Here is a 26,336-nt window from a genome sequence, read left to right on the forward strand (position 1 = left end):
AACTGTTCGGTTGATCGGATTTTTCAAGGTTTATCAATAATAAATGTTGCAAATTGTTATTTTTAAAGAATTTAACGCCCCATAAGGGGCGTTAAACATATCAAGTAATCTGTATTGAGCCGGAAACAACCAGTTTTAACGTCCAGGCCGCTAACAGTAGAATTGCTGCAGCGATTGCCCATTCATAACCCTTCAGCATTTGTTGCCCTTGCTGTTTCTTCTGCCACAGGAAGACCACAAGCCCTGGGGTGAATAGCAACGAACTCAGTAGCATTGAGTCGCCAGCGGCGTAGCAAAGCCAGAAACCGTAAACGGTGGCGATAACGCCGAGTATCAAACCGCTGGTGCGTGATTCTCCTTTCGCATAGCGTTCGCCCGTCCAGGCCAACTTCAGCCCATAGGCGGCGCTAAACAGGTACGGCGGCAGAATGGCGGCGGTTGCGATAGAGAACAGCGCCTGATAACCCGCCTGGTAGAACAGAGTGAGAATCAGGAATAACTGGATCAGGCCGTTGGTTATCCACAATGAGAACGAAGGTGAATGTCTGGCGTTCTCCCTGGCGAAGATTTTCGGGAAGATCCCGTCTTTGGCGGCAACGCGAGGCAGTTCTGCGGCAAAAAGCGTCCAGGCGAGCAGGGCACCTGCAACTGAAAGAATAACGCCACCGGCAACAAATTTAGCACCCCATGGCCCAACCACACTCTCCAGCACACCGGCCATAGAAGGGTTTCTCAGCCCGGCAAGTGACGCCTGATCCAAAATCCCCATCGACAGCACGCTGACCAGCACATAGATTGCCAGTGCGCCCAGCAAACCAATCACTGTAGCCTTACCGATATCGCTACGATTTGCGGCACGAGCAGAAACGACGGTCGCCCCTTCAATACCGATAAACACCCATGTGGTCACCAGCATAGTATTTTTCACCTGATCAAACAGCTCAGGCGCGGTGCCGTTGACGAGCATCATGCGGCCCCAGAAGTCGGCTGTGAAGACACCGATCTTAAAGGCTATCAACACCGCAACGATAAACACCAGCAGGATAACCACTTTGACGACGGTGAGGATCGTGTTGATGTAAGCCGCTTCACGTACGCCGCGCAGGACCAGTGCGTGTACCAGCCACAGCACTATAGATGCGCCGATTATCGACGGCAGGTTATTACCATCGCCGAATACCGGGATGAAAAAGCTCATCGCGCTAAACAGTAATACCGCGTAGGAAACGTTGCCCAGCCAGGCGGAGAACCAGTATCCCCATGCGGACTGGAAGCCGATGAAATCGCCAAATCCAGCGCGAGCGTAGCTATAGACGCCCCCTTCAAGTTCCGGACAACGGGAGCTGAGGTTTTGATAGATAAAGGCGAGACATAACATCCCGACTCCGGTAATTACCCAACCAATGAGTAACGCGCCCGGTGAGGCGACGGAGCCAAAGTTTTGCGGCAGGCTGAATACCCCACCGCCAATCATTGAACCAATTACCAGCGCAACCAGCGCGCTAAGCCCTAATTTTGTTTCTTTTGTTGTGGATGTCTCGGCGACATCTCCGTGGGTAGCATCGGCCATTTTCCTTTCCTCTTGCTGTGGGATGCAGCATGAATGCACGGGGGCGGCGAGGGCATCCCCGCCGCCAGTGCGAATTACTCTCCGAGCGTGGCAACCATGACGGCTTTAATCGTATGCATACGGTTTTCGGCTTCATCAAAGACAATTGAATGCGCTGATTCAAAGACTTCTTCAGTCACTTCCAGCCCTTTCAGGCCGTATTCCTGCTCGATTTCTTTACCGACTTTGGTGTGTTCGTTATGGAAGGCTGGCAGGCAGTGCATGAATTTCACATTCGGGTTGCCAGTGGCGTTGATGACATTTTGGTTAACCTGATAGGGGGTCATGATACTGACGCGCTCAGCCCAGGCTTCTTTAGGCTCGCCCATAGAAACCCACACATCGGTGTAGAGGAAATCAACGCCTGCCACACCTTCTTCGACGCTATCGGTCAACATGATGCGACCACCGGTTTCTTTAGCAATCGCGCGGCATTGCTCAACCAGGGCAGGTTCAGGCCAGAAGGCTTTTGGCGCGACCAGGCGAATATCCATACCCATTTTCGCAGCACCCACCATCAGGGAGTTGCCCATGTTATTGCGAGCATCACCCAGATAAGCGAAGGCGATATCCTGAAGTTTTTTGTCCGGCGCGTGCTCAAGCATGGTCATCAAATCCGCGAGAATTTGAGTCGGGTGATATTCATTGGTCAGACCGTTCCACACCGGAACACCTGCGTACTCGCCCAGTTCTTCGACGATATCCTGGCCGTAGCCGCGGTATTCAATGCCGTCGTACATGCGGCCTAAAACGCGGGCAGTATCTTTCATGGATTCTTTATGGCCGATTTGCGAGCCGCTTGGGCCGAGGTACGTCACCAGCGCACCCTGATCGAACGCGCCGACTTCGAATGCGCAGCGCGTGCGGGTGGAGGTTTTTTCGAAAATCAGCGCGATGTTTTTGCCCACCAGGGTTTTCTTCTCAGTACCTGCTTTTTTGGCGGCTTTCAGTTCGCGAGACAAGTCGATCAGGTACTGGATTTCTACAGGTTTGAAGTCCAGCAGTTTCAAAAAGTTGCGGTTTTTCAGATTGATAGTCATTTTTTTATCCTTTTGAAATTATTAAGCAATACGGATCAGCGTACCTTTCTCACCCGCCAGAATTGCCGGGCCATCCTCGAGCGCACCAATTCCGGCAATGCCGTGGCACTGGGCGACGAACTTGCTGCAGGCGGCGACCTTCGGCCCCATCGAACCTGCATCGAATTTCATGGCATCCAGTTCCTGCGGCGTAATATGAGAAATTGGTCGTTGAGTTGGTGTGCCCCAATCGAGATAGACGGCGTCGGCATCGGTGAGGATCAACAGCGCATCGGCTTCGATCTGGCGCGCCAGCAATGCGGCGGAAAGATCTTTATCAATCACCGCTTCGATACCGTGGTAGCCGTCGGCTTTTTCGACTACCGGAACACCGCCACCACCGTTGCAAATCACCAGGTGATCGCGCTGAATAAGGGCTGTGATCGCATCGCTTTCCACAATCTGTTTTGGTTGTGGGGATGGCACTACGCGGCGGAAATACTGGCCGTCGGCTTTAACTGTCCAGCCCTTTTCCGCAACCAGCATGTCGGCTTGCGCCTTGTCATACACCGGGCCGATGTACTTCGTTGGGTTTTCGAACGCGGGGTCGTTGGCGTCCACTTCTACCTGAGTCAGCAATACGCTGACTTCCCGGTTTGGCAGCTGATTTTTCAGCGATTGCTGTAGCATGTAGCCAATCATTCCCTGGCTTTCGGCCCCAAGAATGTCGAGCGGATATGGCGTCACTTTTTCATATGCACTGTTTTGTAGTGCCAGTAACCCGACCTGCGGACCATTTCCATGAACCAGCACGACACGCCAGGAGGAGGTGAGTTGCGCGATGGTTTTAGCCGCTAAATCAATGTTCTTACGCTGTATTTCCGCTTCCAGAGGCTCGCCGCGTTTCAATAGCGCGTTGCCGCCGAGTGCTACAACCAGTGTCGGTTTGTGTTCCATGTCATCTCTCCCTGGATTAAATGCCGTCGCGTTCTAACGGGCAACTCATGCAGCGTGCGCCACCGCGACCACGACCCAGCTCGTCACCAGGAATCGGCAAGACTTTGATGCCCGCTTTGTCGTACTTCTCGTTGGTCCAGATATTGCGTTCATAGCCAATGACCACACCCGGGCGCACGGTTAACACGTTGTTGGCGTCATTCCATTGCTCACGCTCCGCTTCAAACGCATCACCGCCAGTGGTGATTAAACGGACCTGATCAATACCCAGCGCCTGTTCGATGGCGTGCAGCAGGTTTGGCTCCTGGTGGCGTTTGATGCCGCCACGGCCATCCGGGGTTAATGTCCAGCACTGCGCGTCTTTGCGGACCACTTCCGGGTAAACGGAGAAGGTGTCGATATCGATGTGTGTCATCACGGTATCGAGGTGCATACAGGAGCGGTGTTTAGGCAGTTCAACGGCAATAACGCGAGTGGCTTGTTGATGTTTGAATAATGATTCAGCGAGGAACTCGACACCTTGCGGAGTGGTGCGTTCAGACAAACCAATTAATACCGCACCACGACCAATGACTAATACATCACCACCTTCTAATGTTGCGTGGTCGTAATTAATATTGTCATCGCCATAATATTTAATAAAGTTTCCGTCGGTAAATGTTGGATGCCAACGGTAAATCGCTCGCAGGTTATTTGTTTCACGTTGGCGTGCGGCTTTCGCCATTGGGTTAATAGATACGCCATTATAAATCCAGCAGGAAGTATCGCGGGTGAATAAATGGTTAGGGAGCGGTTTCATAATAAAGTCGGTGACTTCATGGGTATCGACAACCATATTTTGAATATAAGTTGGAATTTCGCCATAAGTCAGGCCGCCGCTCAGCCTGCGTGCCAGTTCGCGGTGTGGCATATCGGCAAGCCAGCTGCGAATATCGGAGGCAAATGCCGGGCCAAGGCGGTAGTCAGAAATCTGTGTTGCCAGCAGCCAGGCCTTGGCATCGCTGACATCCAGCGTTTGAGTCAGAAGGTCTGTCAGTAATAAAACCTCAACCCCCTCACCGCGTAATGTATTAGCAAATATATCGTGTTCTTCGCCAGCGCGTTCTACAGATAAAACGTCGTCGAATAATAATTCCTGGCAATTAGATGGGGTGAGTCTTTTCAGGCTCAGATTAGGGCGATGCAGCATTACACTGCGAAGTTGTCCAATTTCGGAACCAACATAGTGCTTGTCCATGACTATTCCTTTGCATTAATCCTGAGATGAAAATATCAGTGGTAATAGTTAACTATTACCGCAATTTAAATAGGCTTTCGAAATGTATTCGAGGCGTATATTAATTTCATGGGGGATATTTAATGTGAGCTTAATCACGCACTCAAGGGACTTTTTAATTCTCTGTTAATTAATTGATAGCTGTCATGGAATTATAAATAAAGTCATAAATCAGTCTGAATAACTACGCGAAATTATGCATATTCTATTTTATTAGTGTTAACCCAATGTTATTGGGTAACCAAAATGATGTTTTTTAACTTATTGAAATATATCTCTATTTTAAAATTTAAATATAACTATGCATAAAGCCGTATTTTTCATCCACAGCATGGGAAAATAAAAAAAATAGTTATGACTAAACTTGCGCTTATTTACCAGGTTTAAAATGTGACTGGTGGTTAGTTTTAAATAATTTTGTTTTTTAAACAGAAGGTTACGAACTATCTCAGCGGGATCTATTTTGAGGTTATGCTTTTTTTATGCATAAAAACCTCATGGCTGATACAAAGCTGTAACATGTTTTGAGCTAAACATGCGCCAGCACAGGTTTTCTTAAAAAATTCATGGCGGCAAAAGGTGAATGCTCGTATAAATACCGTAATAAAACATCGTTTCAAAAAGGTATAAATCATGATTATTGGCAACATTCATTCTTTGCAATCCTGGCTTCCTGAAGAACTGCGTCAGGCGATTGAGCACGTTAAACAGCACATCACGCCTGAAACACCATTAGGCAAGCATGATATCGACGGCAACCGTCTGTTTATGCTGGTTTCTGAAGACTCTACGCAACCCATTGCAGAGCGCCCGGCAGAGTTCCACCAGCGCTATCTGGATATCCAGATTGTGATGCGCGGTCTGGAAGGTATGACGTTTAGCTGCCTGCCAGCTGGTACGCCGGAAACTGACTGGCTGGCGGATAAGGACATCGCGTTCCTGCCAGAAGGCGAGCAGGAAAAAACCATCGTGTTAAATGAAGGGGATTTCGTGGTGTTCTATCCAGGTGAGGTGCATAAACCTTTGTGCGCGGTGGGGAAACCTGCGACCGTGCGTAAAGTCGTTGTGAAGATGCTGGTTGGATAACGGAATTTTGCCGTAACCCTCTCCCATGGGAGAGGGAAGGCTGTAGTTACTTCGTAAGTGTCGCGACCATCACCGCTTTAATGGTGTGCATCCGGTTTTCAGCCTGATCAAACACGACGCTATTTGCCGACTCAAACACCTCGTCCGTAACTTCCATACCGCCGTGCAGGCCATATTGCTCCGCCATCTGTTTGCCAAGCGTGGTTTGGTCATCATGGAAAGCAGGTAGGCAGTGCAGGAATTTCACCTGCGGATTGCCGGTCAGCGCCAGCATCGCGCTATTAACCTGATAAGCCCGCAGCAAGTTAATACGCTCGGCCCATTTCTCTTTGGCCTCACCCATAGATACCCACACATCGGTATAAATGAAGTCAGCTCCTTTAACGCCTGCGGCAACATCTTCAGTCAGCGTTATTTTCCCACCGTTGTGAGCGGCCATAGCCTGGCACTCTGCCACCAGATTTTCATCAGGCCAGCATGCTTTTGGGGCCACAAGGCGCAAATTCAGCCCGGTAAGTGCGGCGGCTTCGAGCATGGAATTGCCCATGTTGTTACGCGCATCACCCGCATAGACCAGCGTCATCTGCTGGAAGGTTTTGCCAGGCAGTTGTTCCTGCATTGTCAGTAGGTCGGCCAATAATTGCGTAGGATGAAACTCGTTCGTCAGCCCATTCCATACCGGTACACCGGCAAACTGCGCCAGTGTTTCAACGATTTCCTGACCAAACCCGCGATACTGAATACCGTCATACATACGGCCTAGTACACGCGCCGTATCTTTAATTGATTCTTTATGCCCAATCTGGCTTCCGCTTGGGCCGAGATAAGTGACGCGAGCACCCTGGTCAAATGCGGCAACTTCGAAAGAGCACCTCGTACGAGTCGAGTCTTTTTCGAAGATGAGCGCGATGTTTTTTCCAGTAAGATGCTGAATTTCAGTGCCTTTTTTCTTTTCGTTTTTTAGTTTGGCAGAAAGCGCAAGTAATTCATGAAGCTGTGCAGGAGTGAAATCCAGTAATTTAAGAAAATGCTTTTGATAGAAATGACTCATATTTTCCTCGCATGGCATAAGCCATTTATTGAATTAATATTCAATTTATATGTATGAATATTCATTTGCAACCCCCGATGGATAAATCTTTATCGGGAAAGGTGGAGGCAAACTCAGCCGTGTGTGAAAATAGAAGTATCTGCCTACAAATTGAGGAAAGGGCCATGGCAAATCCAGAACTACTCGAAGAGCAACGCGAAGAAACGCGTTTGATTATTGAAGAATTACTGGAAGACGGCAGCGATCCTGACGCGCTGTATACTATCGAGCATCACCTTTCCGCAGACGATTTCGAAACTCTTGAAAAAGCAGCTGTTGAAGCTTTCAAAATGGGTTACGAAGTTACTGACCCGGAAGAGCTCGAAGTGGAAGAGGGTGATACCGTTATCTGCTGTGATGTGCTGAGTGAAAGTGCGTTAAAAGCTGAGCTGTTGGATGAGCAAGTAGAACAACTGCTGAACCTCGCTGAGAAATTCGGTGTGGAGTATGACGGTTGGGGCACTTACTACGAAGATCCGAATGGCGAAGACGGTGAAGAAGGTGATGACGACGAAGATTTAGCCGACGAAGACGACGACGGCGTACGCCACTAATCTCTTCTGTGCAGCGGCGATTGCCGCTGCACATCAAGGAAAGATAACTCCCCATTATGAACTACCCTCAACTCCTCTCCCCGGTACTGAATTTTCTGCACTGCCCAACGCCTGATGCATGGATTGAAAAAGCCCGCCAGCCGGAGCATTTGCCATTGCTGCTGACTGACCATCTGGTGTGCGAACTCAAGGCTGCGCAAACGGCGATGTTTTTGATTCGCAAATATGTTGCCGATAAAAGCAGTGCGCAGTTTTTACTTGATTGGCTAAAACCCTATGAAGATTTCGCTTTCCGTGAGGGAGCCGAACCTGATTTTGTCGCGCTGCATAAAACCCTGAGCAAGAACGTCATGCCGCAAACGCAGAGTGCCTGGGGCCAGCAACTTATCGACAGCATGGTATTGTTGATTAAAGAAGAGCTGCACCACTTTTGGCAGGTGCGCGAGATCATGATCGCCCGCAATATTCCCTACGTGAAAATGACCGCCAGCCGTTACGCCAAAGCGCTGCTGAGCCAAACGCGAACGCATGAGCCGGTTATGCTGGTGAATAAACTGATTTGTGGGGCATATATCGAGGCGCGATCCTGTGAGCGTTTCGCCGCTCTGGCACCGCATCTGGATGATGAACTACAGAAATTCTATTTGTCGCTGCTGCGTTCGGAAGCGCGGCATTATCAGGATTATTTAGCGCTGGCAGAACAGATTGCGGGTGGGGATATCAGTGACCGTGTACGTTTCTTTGGCGAAGTCGAAGCTGCATTAATTAGCAGCCCGGACGAAGAGTTTCGTTTCCACAGCGGCGTACCTTTCTTTTAAACAGCAAGCTCGTGAATTGCCCCTGCCTATGGCTTCCCTTGAATTGCTTAAGGCTTGAACAGCTTCGCGCTTATCGCTAAGGTAAGCGCGTTTTTACCTTCCTGGAAAGTATCATGATAACCATCGCCCTTATTGACGACCACCTTATCGTCCGCTCCGGCTTTGCACAGCTGTTGGGGCTGGAGCCGGATTTTCAGATTGTGGTTGAGTTCGGCTCCGGGCGCGAAGCGCTGGTCGGGCTGCCGGGGCGCGGCGTGCATGTGTGTATTTGCGACATCTCGATGCCGGATATTTCCGGGCTGGAACTGCTCAGCCAGCTACCCAAAGGGATGGCGACGATTATGTTGTCGGTGCACGACAGCCCGGCACTGGTGGAGCAGGCTTTAAACGCGGGCGCGCGCGGCTTTCTGTCAAAGCGCTGTAGCCCGGATGAGCTGATTGCCGCCGTGCATACGGTGGCGACGGGTGGCTGCTACCTGACGCCAGACATCGCCGTTAAACTGGCGGCCGGACGGCAGGATCCGCTAACCAAACGTGAGCGCCAGGTGGCGGAAAAACTGGCCCAGGGCATGGCGGTGAAAGAGATTGCCACCGAGCTTGGGTTGTCGCCTAAGACGGTTCACGTGCATCGCGCCAATCTGATGGAAAAACTCGACGTCAGTAACGATGTCGGGCTGGCTCACCGCCTGTTTGACGGATGGTGATGCAACCTTTTTTCTCACGGCTTATCTCCATCGTCGCCAGCTTTTTTATCTTTACGGCCAGTTGGTTTTGCCTGTGGAGCATTAGCTTGCACCTGGTGGAACGGCCTGATCTTGCCGTGCTGCTGTTTCCTTTTGGCCTGCGTTTAGGGCTGATGCTGCAATGCCCGCGTGGCTACTGGCCCGTATTGCTCGGTGCGGAGTGGTTGATGCTCGTCTGGCTGGCGCAGGAAGTCGCACTGGCGCATCTTCCGTTGTTAATGGTCGGCGGAGTGCTCACTCTCCTGCCCGTGGCGCTGATTTCCCGCTACCGCCATCAGCGCGACTGGCGCACCTTGCTGCTTCAGGGTGGGGCGCTGATTGCTGCCGCACTATTACAGTCGTTGCCGTGGCTCGGGCAAGGGCAGGAGACCCTGAACGCGCTGTTGCTCACGCTGACCGGCGGGTTAACCCTGGCCCCAACCTGCCTGGTTATCTGGCATTACCTCACCAGTACCGTCTGGCAGCCGCTGGGGCCGGGACTGGTTTCACAGCCGGTGAACTGGCGTGCTCGTCACCTTATCTGGTATCTGCTGCTGTTTGTGGTCAGCTTGTGGCTACAACTTGGACTACCAGCCGAACTTTCCCGCTTTACCCCATTTTGCCTGGCGTTGCCGATTATCGCCCTGGCCTGGCATTACGGCTGGCAGGGTGCGCTGATCGCGACGTTGATGAACGCCATTGCGCTGATCGCCAGCCAAACCTGGCACGATCACCCGGTGGATCTGCTGCTTTCGTTGCTGGCACAAAGCCTGACCGGGCTGTTGCTGGGCGCGGGGATCCAACGCCTGCGTGAACTTAACCAGTCCCTGCAAACTGAGCTTGCGCGCAATCGCCGTCTTGCTGAACGCCTGATGGAAACCGAGGAGAGCGTGCGGCGCGAAGTGGCGCGTGAACTCCATGACGATATCGGCCAGACCATTACCGCGATTCGTACCCAGGCGGGGATTGTGCAGCGCCTGGCACCGGGTAACGAAGGGGTCAAATTGGGTGGGGCGCATATCGAACAGTTGTCCCTTGGGATTTATGATTCGGTACGCCGCCTGCTGGGACGGCTGCGCCCACGCCAGCTGGATGATTTATCTCTGGAACAGGCGATTCGTTCGTTGATGCGTGAAATGGAGCTGGAAAGCCGTGGCATCGTCAGCCACCTCGACTGGAAAATCGACGAGCCGCTACTGAGCGAAAGCCAGCGCGTTACGCTGTTCCGCGTCTGCCAGGAAGGGCTGAACAACATTGTGAAACACGCCAGTGCCAGCGCAGTAACGATCCAGGGCTGGCAGCAGGACATGCGCCTGATGTTGGTGATTGAAGATGACGGCAGCGGCCTGCCGTCCGACTCCGGGCAGCAAGGTTTTGGCCTGGCAGGTATGCGTGAACGGGTTACAGCGCTCGGCGGAACCCTCACTATTTCCTGTACTCACGGCACGCGCGTCAGCGTCAGTTTGCCATTGCGATACGCGTAAGGACTGACGATGTTCACTTTCCTGAAAGCCCCACCGGCGGCGACGCCAGTCAGCGATAAAGCTGAAATTGATGCGCGCTATAGCTACTGGCGTCGGCACATTCTGATCACCATCTGGCTGGGCTATGCGCTGTTTTACTTCACCCGTAAAAGCTTTAATGCCGCCGCGCCGGAAATCCTCGCCAGCGGCGTGATGACACGTACCGACATCGGCCTGTTGGCTACGCTGTTTTACATAACTTATGGGCTGTCGAAATTTTTCTCCGGCATCGTCAGTGACCGCTCAAACGCCCGTTATTTTATGGGGTTGGGGCTTATCGCTACCGGTGTTGTGAACATTCTTTTTGGTTTCTCCACCTCCCTTTGGGCATTCGCGTTGCTGTGGGTACTGAATGCTTTTTTTCAGGGCTGGGGTTCGCCGGTATGCGCCCGTTTGCTCACGGCATGGTACTCCCGCACCGAGCGCGGTGGCTGGTGGGCGGTATGGAACACCGCGCATAACGTCGGTGGGGCGCTAATCCCGATGGTGGTTGGCGCGGCGGCACTGCATTACGGCTGGCGTGCCGGGATGATGATCGCCGGTTCACTGGCTATTCTGGCCGGGTTATTTCTCTGCTGGCGTCTGCGCGATCGCCCGCAAACCGTAGGCTTGCCGCCGATAGGTGACTGGCGGCACGATGAACTGGAAATCGCCCAACAGCAGGAAGGCGCAGGGCTGACTCGCCGGGAAATCCTCTACAAATACGTACTGGGGAATCCCTATATCTGGCTGCTGTCACTGTGCTATGTCCTGGTTTACGTGGTGCGGGCGGCGATCAACGACTGGGGTAATCTCTACATGTCGGAGACTCTGGGCGTGGATTTGGTCACTGCGAACTCGGCGGTAACGATGTTTGAGCTGGGCGGGTTTATCGGCGCACTGGTGGCAGGCTGGGGATCGGACAAACTCTTCAATGGCAACCGTGGGCCAATGAACCTGATATTTGCCGCCGGGATTTTGCTCTCGGTAGGCTCGCTATGGCTGATGCCGTTTGCCAGCTACGTGATGCAGGCGGCCTGTTTCTTCACCACAGGATTCTTTGTGTTTGGCCCGCAGATGCTTATCGGCATGGCGGCAGCGGAGTGTTCCCACAAAGAGGCAGCGGGAGCCGCGACCGGCTTTGTTGGCCTATTCGCTTATCTTGGCGCATCTTTGTCTGGCTGGCCGCTGGCGCGTGTGATCGATATCTGGCATTGGAACGGTTACTTCGCGGTTATTGCCATCGCGGCAGGCATTTCTGCGCTGCTGTTGCTGCCGTTCCTGAATGCCCAGTCCCCACGCGTCCGTAGCGAAGCGTGATACATCTCACCTTTTTACCTCGAATGGCGCAAAACTAAGAAATTTTCCAGGTTGTTCCTGGAAGCCATCTCAGGCCAAAGCCGCTGCTGATTTTTACAATGCCTGCTATCACGCAGGTTTTTAAATCAGGAGTAACCCATGCTGGCCTTATTAAATCAGGTGCGCAAGCCGACCCTGGATTTGCCGCTCGATGTGCGGCGCAAGATGTGGTTCAAACCGTTCATGCAGTCTTACCTGGTAGTCTTTATTGGCTACCTGACCATGTATCTGATCCGTAAGAACTTCAACATTGCGCAGAACGACATGATCTCTACTTACGGGTTGAGCATGACGCAACTGGGGATGATAGGCCTGGGCTTCTCCATCACCTACGGCGTGGGTAAAACCCTGGTTTCCTACTACGCAGATGGCAAAAACACCAAGCAGTTCCTGCCGTTTATGCTGATCCTCTCGGCTATCTGTATGCTCGGCTTTAGCGCCAGTATGGGGACCGGCTCGGTCAGCCTGTTTATGATGATTGCCTTCTACGCCCTGAGCGGTTTTTTCCAGAGCGCGGGCGGTTCGTGCAGCTACTCCACCATCACCAAATGGACACCGCGCCGCAAGCGTGGAACCTATCTGGGGCTGTGGAATATCTCCCATAACCTTGGCGGTGCGGGTGCAGCAGGCGTGGCGCTAATTGGCGCGAACGTCCTGTTCGACGGTCACGTCATTGGCATGTTTATCTTCCCATCCATCATCGCGCTGGTTGTTGGCTTCATTGGCCTGCGTTATGGCAGCGACTCCCCTGAGTCTTACGGCCTGGGCAAAGCTGAAGAGTTGTTTAGCGAAGAAATCAGCGAAGAAGATAAAGAGACCGAAGACGAATCGATGACCAAATGGCAAATCTTCGTGGAGTACGTGCTGAAGAACAAAGTTATTTGGCTACTGTGCTTCTCCAATATCTTCCTCTACGTGGTGCGCATCGGTATTGACCAGTGGTCCACTGTTTATGCCTTCCAGGAGCTGAAGCTCTCCAAAGAAGTGGCGATCCAGGGCTTTACCCTGTTTGAAGTAGGGGCATTGGTCGGCACGTTGCTGTGGGGCTGGTTGTCGGATCTGGCGAATGGTCGTCGTGCGCTGGTGGCCTGCGTTGCGCTGGCATTAATCATCGCGACTCTTGGCGTTTATCAGCACGCCAGCAACCAGTATGTCTACCTGGCATCGCTGTTCGCGCTGGGCTTCCTGGTGTTTGGTCCACAATTGCTGATTGGTGTGGCGGCAGTGGGCTTCGTTCCGAAAAAAGCTATCGGTGCGGCTGACGGCATCAAAGGTACTTTCGCCTATCTGATTGGCGACAGCTTCGCTAAGTTAGGGCTTGGGATGATTGCCGACGGGACGCCAATCTTTGGCCTGACTGGCTGGGCAGGGACTTTCGCAGCACTGGATGCCGCGGCAATTTGTTGTATCGTACTGATGGCGATGGTTGCGGTGATGGAAGAGCGAAAAATCCGCCGTGATAAGCGAATTCAACAGTTAGCGACCCAATAAAAAGTTGCAGGGTTTACTGGATTGAATAAATTCAGTAAACCCGTTTAAACGGTTACAGAGACTTAATCATCCGCACTTCGCAATCCACATGGCCAGTGCAGCCAAGTGGTTCAGAAATATGTTCAAAGCCCAGACGTTCATACAGCGCGATGGCTTCAGTCAGAAACGCTGTGGTTTCCAGGTAGCAGCGCTTAAAGTCTTTTTCACGGGCAAAATCCATTGCCTGCAACGCCAGGCGTTTTGCCAACCCTTTGCCACGCACTACCGGCAGGAAATACATCTTCTGCAATTCACAAATGTCCGGTTCGCTGCACGTTAACGGCGCGACACCACCACCACCGACGACTTCACCATCCACTTCCACAACCCAATAGGCATGACCCGGTTGGCTGTAGACCTGATAAAGCTCATCGAGATTCGGATCTGCCACGGTATAGCCTTTATCGGCGGTTAAGCCGTATTCAGCAGAGACTTCGCGGATAACGCGCGCGATGGCCGCATTGTCCTGGGGGGTTATCCGGCGCAGTGCGATTTCAACCGGAGCAGCAAGATTCATAGCGTGGACTCATTGATGATGGGGATAAATATTGAATATTTAAATACCACTGTGAAAGTTAATAAGCAAGTTCCTAAAGTAGTGAGGAAATCCCGAACCGGATTATTTCGAAGCAACTTGCTGTGGTTAAATGCTGACCGTTAAGTGTTTCATTTTCAATAAGGATTGATATGTTTGATCAGCAGGGAACTCCAGAAGTTAACCACTCAAGGAATATTACTTTTCAAGGCACAGGCAGCGGCTATTTTGGCGTATGCATTGTTAATTTTCTACTCACTCTTGTCACGTTTGGTATTTTTGCACCGTGGGCCTACGTGCGTTGTAAGCGTTATATTTACAGCAATACCGAGTTATCTGGCTCACGATTTTCTTACAACGTGAAAGGTGGATCACTATTCATAAGCTGGCTTTGCCTTTTTGTTTTCTTTGGGGCTTTAGAATTTTCAATCATTAAACAAAGCAGTCCTTTGTCATTTTGCCTGTTAGCGATATTGATATTGTTCATGCCCTATTTAGTTATTCAAAGTCTGCGTTATCAGCTGCAATCAACAACGCTAAATAATGTACGGTTCAATTTTAATGCATCAGGATTTAAAGCCTGGTGGGTGATGATGGGTGCGCCATTATTAATGCTCGCAGGTGTGCTTTTAATCTGCTCGATGATTGTCTATACCGCAAGTTCGGCCTCTTTGTTTGAAATGGAGAGGATTGTTATCACGATTGTTATTGCCATGATTGTTGGCATCCTGGGGTTTGGTGCAGTGCAGGGCGTTGCCGTCGGCATGTGGTTGAATTTATTATTCAATGGATTAAGCTTTGGAACGCAAAAATTTGCGGCTACTGTCAGTGTCAAAAAATGTGTGATGTTCAGTATTATCGGGATGCTTCTTTTGACGCCGTTCTTATTGCTGGTGTTGAAGTTAATAGCGCCGACTATTGTACACGTTGTTTTATCTGGCGGCATGATGTCACCGGACGAGCTGGCATCAGTTCAAGGAACAATCCTGATTTGTTATTTGATTTATCTGTTTGGACTCATCGTTAGCTTTAGCTATTTATACGTGATGATGCGTAATTATTATTATAAGCACGTATTGCTGAGTGAAAAAATAGCTTTCCGCTCCACTTTGACATTAGCCGGATTTGTTGGCCAGCTTGTTATTAATGGCTTAATCACTTTCTGCACATTCGGTATTGCCTACCCGTGGGCACGTATTCGTTACTGCCGCTATCTGGCAAAAAACACCTGGGTTGATGGCGATTTAGATGACTTGGAATTGCAGGATCACGACGATAAAATTGCCACCGATGTGGTGAGCCGAATTTCACGTGGGCTGGTACCTAATCTTAATTTATAGCATTCAAGCTTGATGGCATCATAAAAAAGGCCGGGAAATCTCCCGGCCTTCTCATATCAAAGCACTCAATTACAGCGCAGCGATAGTTTCTTTCTGCTCAGCCAATTTCACTTTAGCTTCGCCGCATGCCGCCAGACGTTCGCGTTCTTTTGCGACAACGGCTTCTGGCGCGCGCGCCACAAAACCTTCGTTAGACAGCTTGTTTTCGATGGATGTAATTTCAACATCCAGCTTCGCCATCTCTTTGTCCAGACGCGCAAGCTCAACTGCTTTGTCGACCAGGCCTGCCATTGGGATCAGCAGCTCTGCACCTTCGATGATTTTGGTCACGGAAACCGGGCCTTTATCATCAGCAGGCAGCAGGGTGATGCTTTCCAGACGCGCCAGGTTTTGCAGGAAGGTACGGTTCGCATTTACGCGACGTTCCGCTTCTGCACTGACGTTACGCAGCAATACTGGCAGTGGTTTGCCCGGAGAGATGTTCATCTCAGCACGCACGTTACGCACCGCGGTGATTGCCAGCTTCAGCCACTCGGTATCTGCAAACGCAGCTTCATCGTCCTGTGCGCTGTTATACGCCGGGAACGGTTGCAGCATGATGGTATCTGCGGTAATGCCTTTGAAGGTCTTCACGCGCTGCCAGATGGTTTCAGTGATGAATGGAATGATTGGATGCGCAAGACGCAGCAAACCTTCCAGCACGTTAATCAGCGTATTACGCGTGCCGCGCAATTCCGCTTCAGTGCCGCTGTTCATTACCGGTTTGGTCAGCTCCAGATACCAGTCACAGAACTGGTTCCAGGTGAATTCGTACAGAATGTTGGCAGCGATATCAAAGCGATAGCTGTCCAGCGCTTCACGGTACGCTTTCACAGTGCGGTTGAATTCCGCCAGAATCCAGCGGTCTGCCAGAGACAGAACCATTTCGCCGCCGTTAAAGCCGCAATCCTGGTCTTCGGTATTCATCATCACGAAACGGCTGGCGTTCCACAGCTTGTTACAGAAGTTACGATAACCTTCCAGGCGCTTCATGTCCCAGTTGATGTCGCGACCAGTAGACGCCAGAGCTGCTAGCGTAAAGCGCAGCGCATCGGTACCGTGTGGCTCAATACCGTTCGGGAATTGCTTCTCGGTGCGCTTACGGATTTTCTCAGCCAACTGCGGCTGCATCATGTTACCGGTACGCTTCTCAAGCAGGTCTTCCAGGGAGATACCGTCAACCATATCCAGTGGATCGATTACGTTACCCTTGGACTTGGACATTTTCTGCCCTTCGTCGTCGCGGATAAGACCGGTCATGTAGACAGTTTTAAACGGAACCTGTGGTTTGCCGTCTTCATCTTTGATGAAGTGCATGGTCAGCATGATCATGCGCGCAATCCAGAAGAAGATGATGTCGAAGCCGCTAACCATCACGCTGGTTGGGTGGAAGGTGCGTAGCGCTTCGGTATTCTCAGGCCAGCCGAGGGTGGAGAATGTCCACAGGCCAGAAGAGAACCAGGTGTCGAGAACGTCTTCGTCTTGATTCAGTGCAACGTCGTCGCCAAGGTTGTTTTCAGCGCGAACTTCCGCTTCATCACGGCCAACATATACATTGCCTTCGGCATCGTACCAGGCCGGGATACGGTGACCCCACCACAGCTGACGAGAAATACACCAGTCCTGAATATCACGCATCCAGGAGAAGTACATGTTTTCGTACTGCTTCGGCACGAACTGAATGTCGCCTTGCTCAACTGCTTCTACCGCGACTTTCGCCAGAGGTGCAGTGCGCACGTACCATTGGTCAGTCAACATTGGCTCAATAACGACGCCGCCACGGTCGCCGTATGGAACGGTTAAATCGTGTGGTTTGATCTCTTCGAGCAGGCCCATTTCATCGAACGTAGCAACTACCGCTTTACGCGCCGCGAAACGTTCTAATTTCTGGAACTGAGCTGGGATCTCATTGCTATACACATCGGCTTCTTCGCCGTTGGTATCAAACACTTCTGCGCTCTCACGGATATCACCGTCGAAGGTCAGAATGTTGATCATTGGCAGGGCGTGACGACGGCCAACTTCGTAGTCGTTAAAGTCGTGAGCAGGCGTGATTTTCACGCAACCGGTGCCTTTTTCCATGTCGGCGTGTTCATCACCCACGATTGGAATAAGACGGTTAACCAGCGGCAGAACAACAAATTTGCCAATAAGATCTTTATAACGCGGATCTTCCGGGTTCACTGCTACGCCGGTATCACCGAGCACGGTTTCTGGACGAGTTGTGGCGACAACCAGGTAATCTTTGCCGTCAGCGGTTTTTGCGCCGTCAGCCAGTGGATAACGCAAGTGCCACATAGAACCTTTAGATTCGCGGTTTTCAACTTCCAGATCGGAAATTGCGGTACGCAGTTTCGGGTCCCAGTTTACCAGGCGTTTGCCACGATAAATCAGATCTTCTTTGTACAGGCGGACGAACACTTCTTTCACCGCGTTGGACAGGCCTTCATCCATGGTGAAGCGTTCGCGCTCCCAGTCTACGGAGTTGCCGAGACGACGCATCTGACGGGTGATGGTGCCACCAGACTCTGCCTTCCATTGCCAGATTTTGTCGATAAAGGCGTCACGGCCATAATCATGGCGTGTTTTGCCTTCTTCGGCGGCAATTTTGCGCTCGACGACCATCTGGGTCGCGATACCGGCGTGGTCAGTCCCCGCCTGCCACAGAGTATTTTTACCCTGCATGCGCTGGTAACGAATCATGGTATCCATGATCGTTTGCTGGAAGGCGTGACCCATATGCAAGCTGCCGGTAACGTTCGGCGGCGGGATCATGATGCAGAAGCTTTCCTGGCTGGTGTCGCCATTTGGCTTAAAGTAGCCCTGCTGTTCCCAGTGCTCGTAAAGCGGCTGTTCGATATCTTGCGGGTTATATGTCTTTTCCATTGTCTGCTATGTCGTTCCCGGCGGGGTATGAGTCGCCGTAGTCAAGTGGAAACCAGCAACGCGGTACGCCTTATAGCGATCACGGGCCAGTTGTTTTTGAGTGTCTTCGTAAGGTACGAAGTCTATCACTTCATGGAAAGCGGTGGCAAAATCTGCGAACTGTGGCAACAGGCTAATCAGCACATCGCGCGGAGAACTACCGCGTCGTTGCGGCCAGGCCAATTCTACCGGGGCACCATAACGCGGCCCTTCACCGGCAAGATTATGCGGGACAAATGCGTGCGCGTCGCGCTGCCAAAGTGCTTCATCCAGACGGATAGCTTGTTGTTCATCAACACAAGCAATCAGCAGGCGTTTTCCTGCACGAAAGCTTTCTGCCGCCAGTTCACACACCAACGCTTCAACGGCACTCAACTCACCGGAAGGCGTGTCGTTGTCGAGCAGGTAGAACGTCGCGTTTTTCATTAAGCCAGCTTTTTCTATTGAATGGTGTTTCACTCAAACCCTCTCTTGGGTGAGGGTTTGAGTGAGGGCGTTAAATTACTCTTCGCCGTTAAACCCAGAACGGTTCAACAGGAATTGTGATAACAGCGCTACAGGGCGGCCGGTTGCGCCTTTGGCTTTACCTGAACGCCAGGCGGTACCTGCGATATCCAGGTGTGCCCAGTTGTACTTACGGGTAAAGCGCGACAGGAAGCAGGCAGCGGTGATTGCACCGCCTGGACGGCCACCAATGTTTGCCATATCAGCAAAGTTTGAGTCCAACTGATCCTGATACTCATCAGCAATAGGCAGACGCCATGCGCGGTCACCGGCTTGTTCAGACGCGCCGATCAGTTCGTGAGCCAATGGATTGTGGTTAGACATCAAACCGGTGATGTGATGGCCAAGAGCAATCACACAAGCACCTGTCAGCGTCGCCACATCGATAACCACATCAGGTTCGAAGCGCTCAACGTAAGTCAGCACATCGCACAGAACCAGGCGGCCTTCAGCGTCGGTGTTCAGCACTTCAACTGTCTGGCCGGACATCGTGGTCAGCACGTCGCCTGGGCGATAAGCACGCCCGCCAGGCATGTTTTCACAACCCGCCAGCACGCCAATCACGTTAATCGGCAGATTCAGCTCTGCAACCATACGCATTACGCCGTATACGGAAGCCGCACCGCACATGTCGTATTTCATCTCGTCCATGCCTTCGGCAGGTTTGATAGAAATACCGCCGGAGTCAAACGTCAGGCCTTTACCGACCAGCACAATTGGGCGCACATCAGGGTCGGTGCTGCCTTTGTATTCGATAACCGACATCAGCGATTCGTTCTGGGAACCATCACCTACTGCGAGGTAGGAGTGCATGCCCATTTCTTTCATCTGCTGTTCGCCAATCACGCGAGTAACAACGTTTTTGCTGTAAGAATCAGCTAACTGACGCGCCTGGGAAGCCAGATAAGCCGCGTTACAGATGTTTGGTGGCATGTTGCCAAGATCTTTTGCCGCTTTAATACCAGCAGCAATCGCCAGACCGTGCTGAATGGCGCGCTCACCACTCGTCAGTTCGCGGCGGGTTGGCACGTTAAAGACCATTTTACGCAGCGGGCGGCGTGGCTCGCTTTTATTGGTTTTTAACTGGTCGAAGCTATACAAAGATTCTTTTGCCGTTTCTACTGCCTGGCGTACTTTCCAATAAGTATTACGGCCTTTTACGTGCAACTCGGTCAGGAAGCATACGGCTTCCATTGAACCGGTATCGTTCAGAGTATTAATGGTTTTCTGGATAACCTGCTTATACTGACGTTCATCCAGTTCACGCTCTTTGCCACACCCAATCAGTAGAATGCGCTCTGAGAGGACGTTTGGAACGTGGTGGAGCAACAAAGTTTGACCGGGTTTCCCCTCGAGCTCACCACGGCGCAAAAGCGCGCTGATGTAGCCATCGCTGATTTTATCGAGTTGTTCGGCGACCGGGGACAGGCGACGCGGTTCAAAGACTCCCACAACGATGCAGGCACTACGCTGTTTCTCGGGACTACCGCTTTTTACACTGAACTCCATGCACTACGCTCCTGAATCTTAAAGACAACGGCGGTGGCTACAGCTAGAATTGCAAGCTTTCGTAACTCATCTCCGCGGTTGCGATGACTTCGTGTTAATCTTACGAGTATGTTTTTTTACGGTTTCGGCAACGTCATTTAAATCACCCTGCGTCAGTATTATGCCGGGCTTTTTAATCTTAGCGATGTTTTCGACGACTCAAGAGAATAAATGACGTATAAGCGATGAAACAAGCGATTTTCCTGCAAAAAGACTCGTTTTCACAGGCGTATTTAATGTGATTATCATAAGATATCTGGTTCGGGAGACGCTCAAAAGCCAACTTGCGATCCTCTTCATCCTGCTACTGATCTTCTTTTGTCAGAAGCTGGTCAGGATTCTCGGGGCGGCGGTTGACGGCGATATTCCGACAAACCTCGTACTTTCTCTGTTAGGACTTGGTGTGCCTGAAATGGCGCAGCTCATCCTTCCACTTAGCCTTTTCCTTGCGCTGCTCATGACGCTAGGCCGACTGTATACCGAAAGTGAAATCACGGTAATGCATGCCTGTGGTTTGAGTAAAGCTGTGCTGATCAAAGCTGCAATGATCCTCGCACTCTTTACCGGTGCAATTGCAACAGTCAACGTAATGTGGCTTGGGCCGTGGTCTTCTCGTCATCAGGACGAAGTATTGGCTGAGGCCAAAGCTAACCCTGGTATGGCTGCACTTGCTCAAGGGCAATTCCAGCAAGCGACCGACGGCAACTCAGTTTTGTTCATTGAAAGCGTTGACGGCTCAAGTTTTAAAGACGTTTTCCTCGCTCAGTTGCGCCCGAAAGGTAATGCGCGTCCATCGGTAGTGGTTGCGGATTCCGGCCATTTATTTCAACGCCCTGACGGTTCGCAGGTTGTGACGCTCAATACCGGTACGCGTTTTGAAGGTACAGCATTGCTGCGCGATTTCCGTATTACTGACTTCAAGGATTATCAGGCGGTTGTAGGGCACCAGACGGTGGCGCTTGACCCTGAAGATTCCAGTCAGATGTACATGAAAGCTCTGTGGACTAACGATGCGCCAAATGCTCGCGCTGAACTGCATTGGCGTCTGACACTCATTATGGCCGTTGTCATTATGGCGTTGATGGTGGTGCCATTAAGTGTGGTGAACCCACGGCAGGGGCGAGTGCTTTCAATGCTTCCGGCGATGTTGTTATATCTGATTTTCTTCCTGCTTCAGACCTCGCTGAAATCGAATGCGGCGAAGGGGAAAATCGATCCGATGATCTGGATATGGTTGGTTAACCTGGTCTATTTTGCCATCGCGATTGCCCTCAATGTGTGGGATACGGTGCCTATGCGCCGGCTACGTGCAAGCTTTAGCAGAACACGAGGAGCGGCATAAATGTTTGGTGTTCTCGACCGATATATCGGTAAAACCATCTTCACCACCATCATGATGACGCTGTTCATGCTGGTGTCGCTGTCGGGCATTATTAAGTTTGTCGACCAGTTGAAAAAGGCCGGGCAGGGCAGCTATTCAGCAATGGGCGCAGGTGTATATACCGTCCTTAGCATTCCAAAAGATATCCAGATCTTCTTCCCGATGGCGGCACTGCTTGGTGCTCTACTTGGGTTGGGGATGCTGGCGCAGCGTAGTGAACTGGTGGTGATGCAAGCTTCTGGTTTTACGCGTATGCAAATTGCGCTGTCAGTAATGAAAACGGCTATTCCGTTGGTGTTACTGACCATGGCGATTGGTGAATGGGTTGCTCCGCAAGGCGAACAAATGGCCCGTAACTATCGTGCACAACAGATGTATGGCGGTTCTTTGCTGACAACTCAGCAAGGCTTGTGGGCTAAAGATGGCCAAAGTTTTGTCTATATCGAGCGCGTTAAAGGCGATAACGATTTGGCGGGCGTGAGTATTTATAGTTTTAACAAAGAGCGTCGTCTGCAATCTGTTCGTTATGCGGCATCGGCCCAGTACGATGTAGAACATAAGGTATGGCGTTTGTCACAGGTTGATGAGTCAAACCTGACAAATGAGAAGCAAATTACCGGTGCTCAAACCGTTAGCGGTGAGTGGAAAACCAACCTGACCCCAGACAAACTAGGTGTTGTGGCGCTGGACCCGGACGCGCTTTCTATCAGCGGCCTGCACAATTATGTGAAATACCTGAAATCCAGTGGCCAGGACGCCGGGCGTTACCAGCTCAACATGTGGAGCAAAATCTTTGCGCCACTCTCCGTTGCGGTAATGATGCTGATGGCCCTGTCATTCATCTTTGGCCCACTGCGTAGCGTGCCAATGGGTGTGCGGGTTGTCACTGGTATCAGCTTTGGTTTCGTCTTCTACGTGCTTGACCAAATCTTTGGCCCGCTAAGTCTGGTTTACAGCATCCCGCCGATTTTGGGTGCGTTGTTACCAAGTGCGACGTTCTTCCTTATCAGTCTGTGGATGATGATGAAGCGCTCCGGCTAATAATACCCTTCATACTTCAAGCTGCACCTGCGTTGGCTGCACTCGCAAATCCCAGTCACTTACTTATGTAAGTTCCTGGGAATTTGCTCTCTTGCCGTCTTGCTGCAACTCGAATTATTTTGGGTATAGATAGTTAACGTGTAGAAATTACCGTTTCCGCCCACCCATAATACTGCCTAAAACTCCGCGAATAATTTGGTTCGTTACCTGGCGTGCCGCACTCTTCGCCAAGGTTTGCACGACGCCATCTTTCTTGCCGCCACGCGGCCCTGTAGTGCCAAACAGAATATCTTTCAGCCCGCCGAGAATGCCGTCATCAACGGCTACTGATTCACCTTTAGCGGGTGGTGCATTTTGTTGCTCACCTGCCGCCTGAACACCTTGTTGTAAGCGCTCATACGCCGATTCCCTGTCGACCGTTTCATCGTATTTACCGTATAACGGTGAATGGTTCAAAAGCCCGTTGCGTTCATCGTCAGTGACCGGCCCCATCCGTGAACAAGGGGCGATAACCATGGCTCGCTCAACCACCTTCGGGCTGCCTTTTTCATCCAGCAAAGAGATCAGTGCCTCGCCTGTTCCTAGCTCCTGAATTGCTTTTTCGGTATCGAACTTTGGATTTGCGCGCATGGTTTGCGCGGCAGTTTTAACGGCTTTCTGATCTTTAGGCGTAAAGGCACGCAGCGCATGTTGAATGCGGTTACCAAGCTGGCCGAGCACGGTATCCGGAATATCAGATGGGTTTTGGGAAACAAAATAGACCCCGACGCCTTTGGAACGAATCAGGCGAATTACCTGCTCGATTTTGTCCAACAATACCTGTGGAGCATCATTAAACAACAGATGAGCTTCGTCGAAGAAGAACACCAGTTTTGGTTTTTCCAGGTCGCCCGCTTCAGGTAATTGCTCATAGATTTCCGAAAGCATCCACAGCAGGCTGGCGGCGTACAGTTTCGGCATCTGATAGAGCTTTTCGGCCGATAGAATATTGATAATTCCTTTACCATTAGCATCAGTGCGCATCCAGTCTTTGATATCCAGCATCGGTTCGCCAAAGAAATATTCGGCCCCCTGTTGTTCAAGCTGCAACAGCCCACGCTGAATGGCACCAACCGATGCACTGCTAATGTTGCCATACTGATTCTGGAACGATTTTGCGTTATCGCCGATGTACTGCGTCGCCGCGCGCAGATCTTTAAAATCGAGCAGCAATAGACCCTGATCGTCGGCAATGCGGAAGATGATTTGCAGTACGCCGGACTGCACTTCATTGAGGTTGAGCAGGCGTGAAAGTAGCAATGGGCCAAGATCGGACACCGTTGCTCGCACCGGGTGGCCTTTTTCGCCAAAAATATCCCATAAGACAACTGGATTGCTATGAGGTGACCAGTCAGTCACACCAATTTTGGCAAGCCTTGCGAGCAGCTTTTCGGATTCAGCACCTTCTCGCGCAATACCCGTGAGGTCGCCTTTTACATCAGCCATAAATACTGGCACACCGATTTCTGAAAATGACTCGGCCAGTTTTTGCAGCGTCACGGTTTTACCAGTGCCCGTAGCCCCGGTTATTAGCCCGTGACGGTTTGCCATGTTGGGCAACAGATGCAGTTCTTGTTCGGTGGTTCTGGCAATCAGGAGCGGCGCAGTCATGGTGATTTTCCTGTGGCAACATTTCCATAAGCATAGCAAGTGGATAGGGAACGTCATCACGCAAAAATCCTTGTTTGCGGCAGCTCTCGCAGCAAAGGCTATGCTTTGCATATGTATTACTTATTGTTGGGAAACTATGTCCAGATTCTTCTTTAATGACCGTCAGCAAATGGTCGACGACGCCATCGAAGGCGTGATTATCAGCTCTCGTTTTCATAACCTGGCCCGGTTAGATACCGATCCCGCTATTCGCGTGGTGGTACGTAAAGACTGGAACAAAAGCAAAGTAGCGATTATTTCTGGCGGTGGTTCGGGCCATGAACCTGCGCACGCAGGCTTTGTTGGTAAGGGGATGCTCACCGCTGCGGTATGTGGCGACCTGTTCGCTTCGCCAAGTGTGGATGCGGTATTAAACGCCATTGTGGCCGTGACTGGCGACCGTGGTTGCCTGCTTATCGTCAAAAACTATACCGGTGACCGCCTGAATTTCGGGCTGGCAGCCGAGAAAGCTAAAAAGCACGGCCTGAAAGTGGAGATGGTTATTGTTGGCGATGATATTTCGCTGCCCGATAACAAACAGCCACGCGGCATTGCCGGGACAGTACTGGTACACAAAATTGCGGGCTTTGCCGCAGAGCAGGGGAAATCATTGAGTGATGTTCGAGACATCGCGCAAAGTGCCTGCGACAGTATTGCCAGCATCGGTGTCGCCATGCAAACCTGCAATCTTCCCGATCAAAACGAGGAAGAAGGGCGCATCAAAGGCGGTCACGTTGAGTTAGGGCTGGGTATTCACGGCGAACCTGGAGCAAGCACCGTTGCCAGCCAGAACAGCCAGAAAACAGTGGCTACGCTGGTAAAACATTTGCGTAAAAAAACCGGTAAAGAGGCAAGGCTTGCGGTGCTGGTCAACAACCTGGGCGGCGTGTCATCGCTGGAAATGGCCATCCTGACTAAAGAGTTGATGCATTCAGAAATGAAAGAGCAAATCGATTATTTGATTGGCCCTGCACCGCTGGTTACCGCGCTCGATATGAAAGGTTTTTCGCTCTCGGCCATTGCTCTGAATGAGACATTTATTAAAGCGCTGCAAGCAGATGTCGAAACCACAGGCTGGCACCCAATGGTAAAACTCCATGCGATGCCGATGCAAAAACACAGCGTCATTCGCGAGGGAACGCATGCAAAAGCGTCGGAAAACGACACGGTTAAAGCACTGGTAGGCCGCATCACGCAGACGCTTATTGAGCAGGAAAAAGTGTTGAATGCCCTGGATGCTAAAGTCGGGGATGGTGACACCGGCTCCACGTTTGCACTGGGGGCGCGAGATATCGCGCAGCTTAACGATGACGGAGAGCTGCCATTAAATGATACCGCAGCACTCCTGGAGTTAGTCGGAGAACGCCTGGCAACAGTCATGGGTGGTTCAAGCGGCGTGCTGATGTCTATTTTCTTTACGGCAGCCGGGCAAAAAGTCGCTAAAAAGCAAAAAATTGCAGATGCGTTATTGTTTGGCCTTGAGCAAATGAAACGCTACGGCGGGGCCGAGTTGGGAGATCGTACCTTAATTGATGCCTTGCAGCCTGCACTTGAAGCGCTCAAAGATAGCGACCTGAACGCTGCTGTGAACGCTGCTGTGAAGGCTGCACAAGATGGTGCGGAGGCAACGGCGCAAATGCACAAAGCCAATGCCGGGCGCTCGTCATACGTGAACAGCGATAACCTGAAAGGGGTGAAAGATCCTGGTGCGGTGGCGATTGCGGCGGTATTTGCCGGGTTGAAGTAATTGCATTGTGATTGTGTCGGATGTCGCTGGCGCTAATCCGACCTACAATTGCATGATTTGGCAGG

At 51.4% G+C, this 26,336-nt stretch carries 22 protein-coding genes; 11 read left to right on the forward strand and 11 right to left on the reverse strand.

All coding sequences use genetic code 11. The annotated features are described in order from the left end of the window. Positions 1 to 100: 100 nt before the first annotated feature. From arcD to arcA, 4 genes are all read right to left on the reverse strand, one after another. The gene (arcD, locus tag GC128_RS02855; RefSeq protein ID WP_151993013.1) at positions 101 to 1,570 is read right to left on the reverse strand and encodes an arginine-ornithine antiporter; all 1,470 of its coding nucleotides are present in this window, start codon (positions 1,568 to 1,570) and stop codon (positions 101 to 103) included. Positions 1,571 to 1,644: 74 nt separating this feature from the next. After that, on the reverse strand, positions 1,645 to 2,649 hold the full coding sequence (gene argF / locus GC128_RS02860; RefSeq protein ID WP_151993014.1) for an ornithine carbamoyltransferase: 1,005 nt from the start codon (positions 2,647 to 2,649) through the stop codon (positions 1,645 to 1,647). Positions 2,650 to 2,670: 21 nt separating this feature from the next. After that, positions 2,671 to 3,585: a carbamate kinase gene (locus GC128_RS02865; RefSeq protein ID WP_151993015.1), complete on the reverse strand. Its 915-nt coding sequence runs from the start codon at positions 3,583 to 3,585 to the stop codon at positions 2,671 to 2,673. A 16-nt stretch (positions 3,586 to 3,601) separates the two neighbouring features. Then, the gene (gene arcA / locus GC128_RS02870; RefSeq protein WP_151993016.1) at positions 3,602 to 4,822 is read right to left on the reverse strand and encodes an arginine deiminase; all 1,221 of its coding nucleotides are present in this window, start codon (positions 4,820 to 4,822) and stop codon (positions 3,602 to 3,604) included. 672 nt (positions 4,823 to 5,494) lie between these two features. Between arcA and GC128_RS02875 the strand changes: the two genes are divergently transcribed. Beyond that, on the forward strand, positions 5,495 to 5,947 hold the full coding sequence (locus GC128_RS02875) for a YhcH/YjgK/YiaL family protein (protein ID WP_151993017.1): 453 nt from the start codon (positions 5,495 to 5,497) through the stop codon (positions 5,945 to 5,947). A gap of 46 nt (positions 5,948 to 5,993) precedes the next feature. On the opposite strand, the gene argF (GC128_RS02880) is transcribed toward GC128_RS02875, so the two are convergent. Together argF (GC128_RS02880) and argL are read right to left on the reverse strand one after the other, a co-directional pair. Beyond that, the gene (gene argF / locus GC128_RS02880; RefSeq protein WP_151993018.1) at positions 5,994 to 6,998 is read right to left on the reverse strand and encodes an ornithine carbamoyltransferase; all 1,005 of its coding nucleotides are present in this window, start codon (positions 6,996 to 6,998) and stop codon (positions 5,994 to 5,996) included. Then, positions 6,995 to 7,063, reverse strand: coding sequence for a putative translational regulatory protein ArgL (gene argL / locus GC128_RS23270; RefSeq protein WP_407643460.1), 69 nt, complete (start codon positions 7,061 to 7,063; stop codon positions 6,995 to 6,997). The genes argF (GC128_RS02880) and argL overlap by 4 nt, the downstream gene beginning before the upstream one ends. A 99-nt stretch (positions 7,064 to 7,162) precedes the next feature. On the opposite strand from argL, the gene rraB reads away from it, so the two are divergent. From rraB to uhpT, 6 genes are all read left to right on the forward strand, one after another. Continuing rightward, complete coding sequence (gene rraB / locus GC128_RS02885) at positions 7,163 to 7,591, forward strand: ribonuclease E inhibitor RraB (RefSeq protein WP_064513995.1); 429 nt, start codon at positions 7,163 to 7,165, stop codon at positions 7,589 to 7,591. A gap of 56 nt (positions 7,592 to 7,647) precedes the next feature. Continuing rightward, a complete protein-coding gene (gene miaE / locus GC128_RS02890) occupies positions 7,648 to 8,409 on the forward strand; it encodes a tRNA isopentenyl-2-thiomethyl-A-37 hydroxylase MiaE (protein ID WP_151993019.1) in 762 nt (253 codons plus the stop codon). A 113-nt stretch (positions 8,410 to 8,522) separates the two neighbouring features. After that, entirely contained in the window at positions 8,523 to 9,113 is a 591-nt protein-coding gene (gene uhpA, locus GC128_RS02895) for a transcriptional regulator UhpA (protein WP_151993020.1), read from the forward strand. After that, complete coding sequence (uhpB, locus tag GC128_RS02900) at positions 9,113 to 10,615, forward strand: signal transduction histidine-protein kinase/phosphatase UhpB (protein WP_151993021.1); 1,503 nt, start codon at positions 9,113 to 9,115, stop codon at positions 10,613 to 10,615. The genes uhpA and uhpB overlap by 1 nt, the downstream gene beginning before the upstream one ends. A 9-nt stretch (positions 10,616 to 10,624) precedes the next feature. Continuing rightward, a complete protein-coding gene (uhpC, locus tag GC128_RS02905; RefSeq protein WP_064513986.1) occupies positions 10,625 to 11,953 on the forward strand; it encodes an MFS transporter in 1,329 nt (442 codons plus the stop codon). A 138-nt stretch (positions 11,954 to 12,091) separates the two neighbouring features. Continuing rightward, positions 12,092 to 13,483: a hexose-6-phosphate:phosphate antiporter gene (uhpT, locus tag GC128_RS02910; RefSeq protein ID WP_151993022.1), complete on the forward strand. Its 1,392-nt coding sequence runs from the start codon at positions 12,092 to 12,094 to the stop codon at positions 13,481 to 13,483. Between the two features lie 52 nt (positions 13,484 to 13,535). Here the strand turns inward: uhpT and GC128_RS02915 are convergent, their stop codons facing one another. After that, entirely contained in the window at positions 13,536 to 14,039 is a 504-nt protein-coding gene (locus tag GC128_RS02915) for a GNAT family N-acetyltransferase (protein WP_064513981.1), read from the reverse strand. Positions 14,040 to 14,209: 170 nt separating this feature from the next. Here GC128_RS02915 and GC128_RS02920 point away from each other — a divergent pair, with 170 nt between their 5' ends. Then, the gene (locus GC128_RS02920) at positions 14,210 to 15,397 is read left to right on the forward strand and encodes a YjgN family protein (protein WP_151993023.1); all 1,188 of its coding nucleotides are present in this window, start codon (positions 14,210 to 14,212) and stop codon (positions 15,395 to 15,397) included. Positions 15,398 to 15,466: 69 nt separating this feature from the next. On the opposite strand, the gene GC128_RS02925 is transcribed toward GC128_RS02920, so the two are convergent. From GC128_RS02925 to pepA, 3 genes are all read right to left on the reverse strand, one after another. Beyond that, positions 15,467 to 18,322: a valine--tRNA ligase gene (locus GC128_RS02925; RefSeq protein WP_151993024.1), complete on the reverse strand. Its 2,856-nt coding sequence runs from the start codon at positions 18,320 to 18,322 to the stop codon at positions 15,467 to 15,469. Between the two features lie 6 nt (positions 18,323 to 18,328). Then, positions 18,329 to 18,787, reverse strand: a complete 459-nt coding sequence (locus tag GC128_RS02930) for a DNA polymerase III subunit chi (RefSeq protein WP_034459595.1) — start codon at positions 18,785 to 18,787, stop codon at positions 18,329 to 18,331. 75 nt (positions 18,788 to 18,862) lie between these two features. Next, positions 18,863 to 20,374, reverse strand: coding sequence for a leucyl aminopeptidase (pepA, locus tag GC128_RS02935; protein ID WP_151993025.1), 1,512 nt, complete (start codon positions 20,372 to 20,374; stop codon positions 18,863 to 18,865). A 277-nt stretch (positions 20,375 to 20,651) separates the two neighbouring features. On the opposite strand from pepA, the gene lptF reads away from it, so the two are divergent. Both lptF and lptG read left to right on the forward strand, forming a co-directional pair. Further along, positions 20,652 to 21,755, forward strand: a complete 1,104-nt coding sequence (gene lptF, locus GC128_RS02940) for an LPS export ABC transporter permease LptF (protein WP_151993026.1) — start codon at positions 20,652 to 20,654, stop codon at positions 21,753 to 21,755. Next, positions 21,756 to 22,835: an LPS export ABC transporter permease LptG gene (gene lptG / locus GC128_RS02945; protein WP_151993027.1), complete on the forward strand. Its 1,080-nt coding sequence runs from the start codon at positions 21,756 to 21,758 to the stop codon at positions 22,833 to 22,835. A 147-nt stretch (positions 22,836 to 22,982) separates the two neighbouring features. On the opposite strand, the gene GC128_RS02950 is transcribed toward lptG, so the two are convergent. Continuing rightward, positions 22,983 to 24,485 (reverse strand): helicase HerA-like C-terminal domain-containing protein, encoded by a 1,503-nt coding sequence (locus GC128_RS02950; RefSeq protein WP_151993028.1) that lies wholly within the window; start codon positions 24,483 to 24,485, stop codon positions 22,983 to 22,985. A gap of 136 nt (positions 24,486 to 24,621) precedes the next feature. Between GC128_RS02950 and GC128_RS02955 the strand changes: the two genes are divergently transcribed. Next, the gene (locus tag GC128_RS02955) at positions 24,622 to 26,271 is read left to right on the forward strand and encodes a glycerone kinase (RefSeq protein WP_151993029.1); all 1,650 of its coding nucleotides are present in this window, start codon (positions 24,622 to 24,624) and stop codon (positions 26,269 to 26,271) included. The last annotated feature ends 65 nt before the right edge of the window (positions 26,272 to 26,336 follow it).

This window comes from Buttiauxella massiliensis (assembly GCF_902500225.1).
In the GTDB taxonomy this organism is placed as follows: Bacteria; Pseudomonadota; Gammaproteobacteria; order Enterobacterales; family Enterobacteriaceae; genus Buttiauxella; species Buttiauxella massiliensis.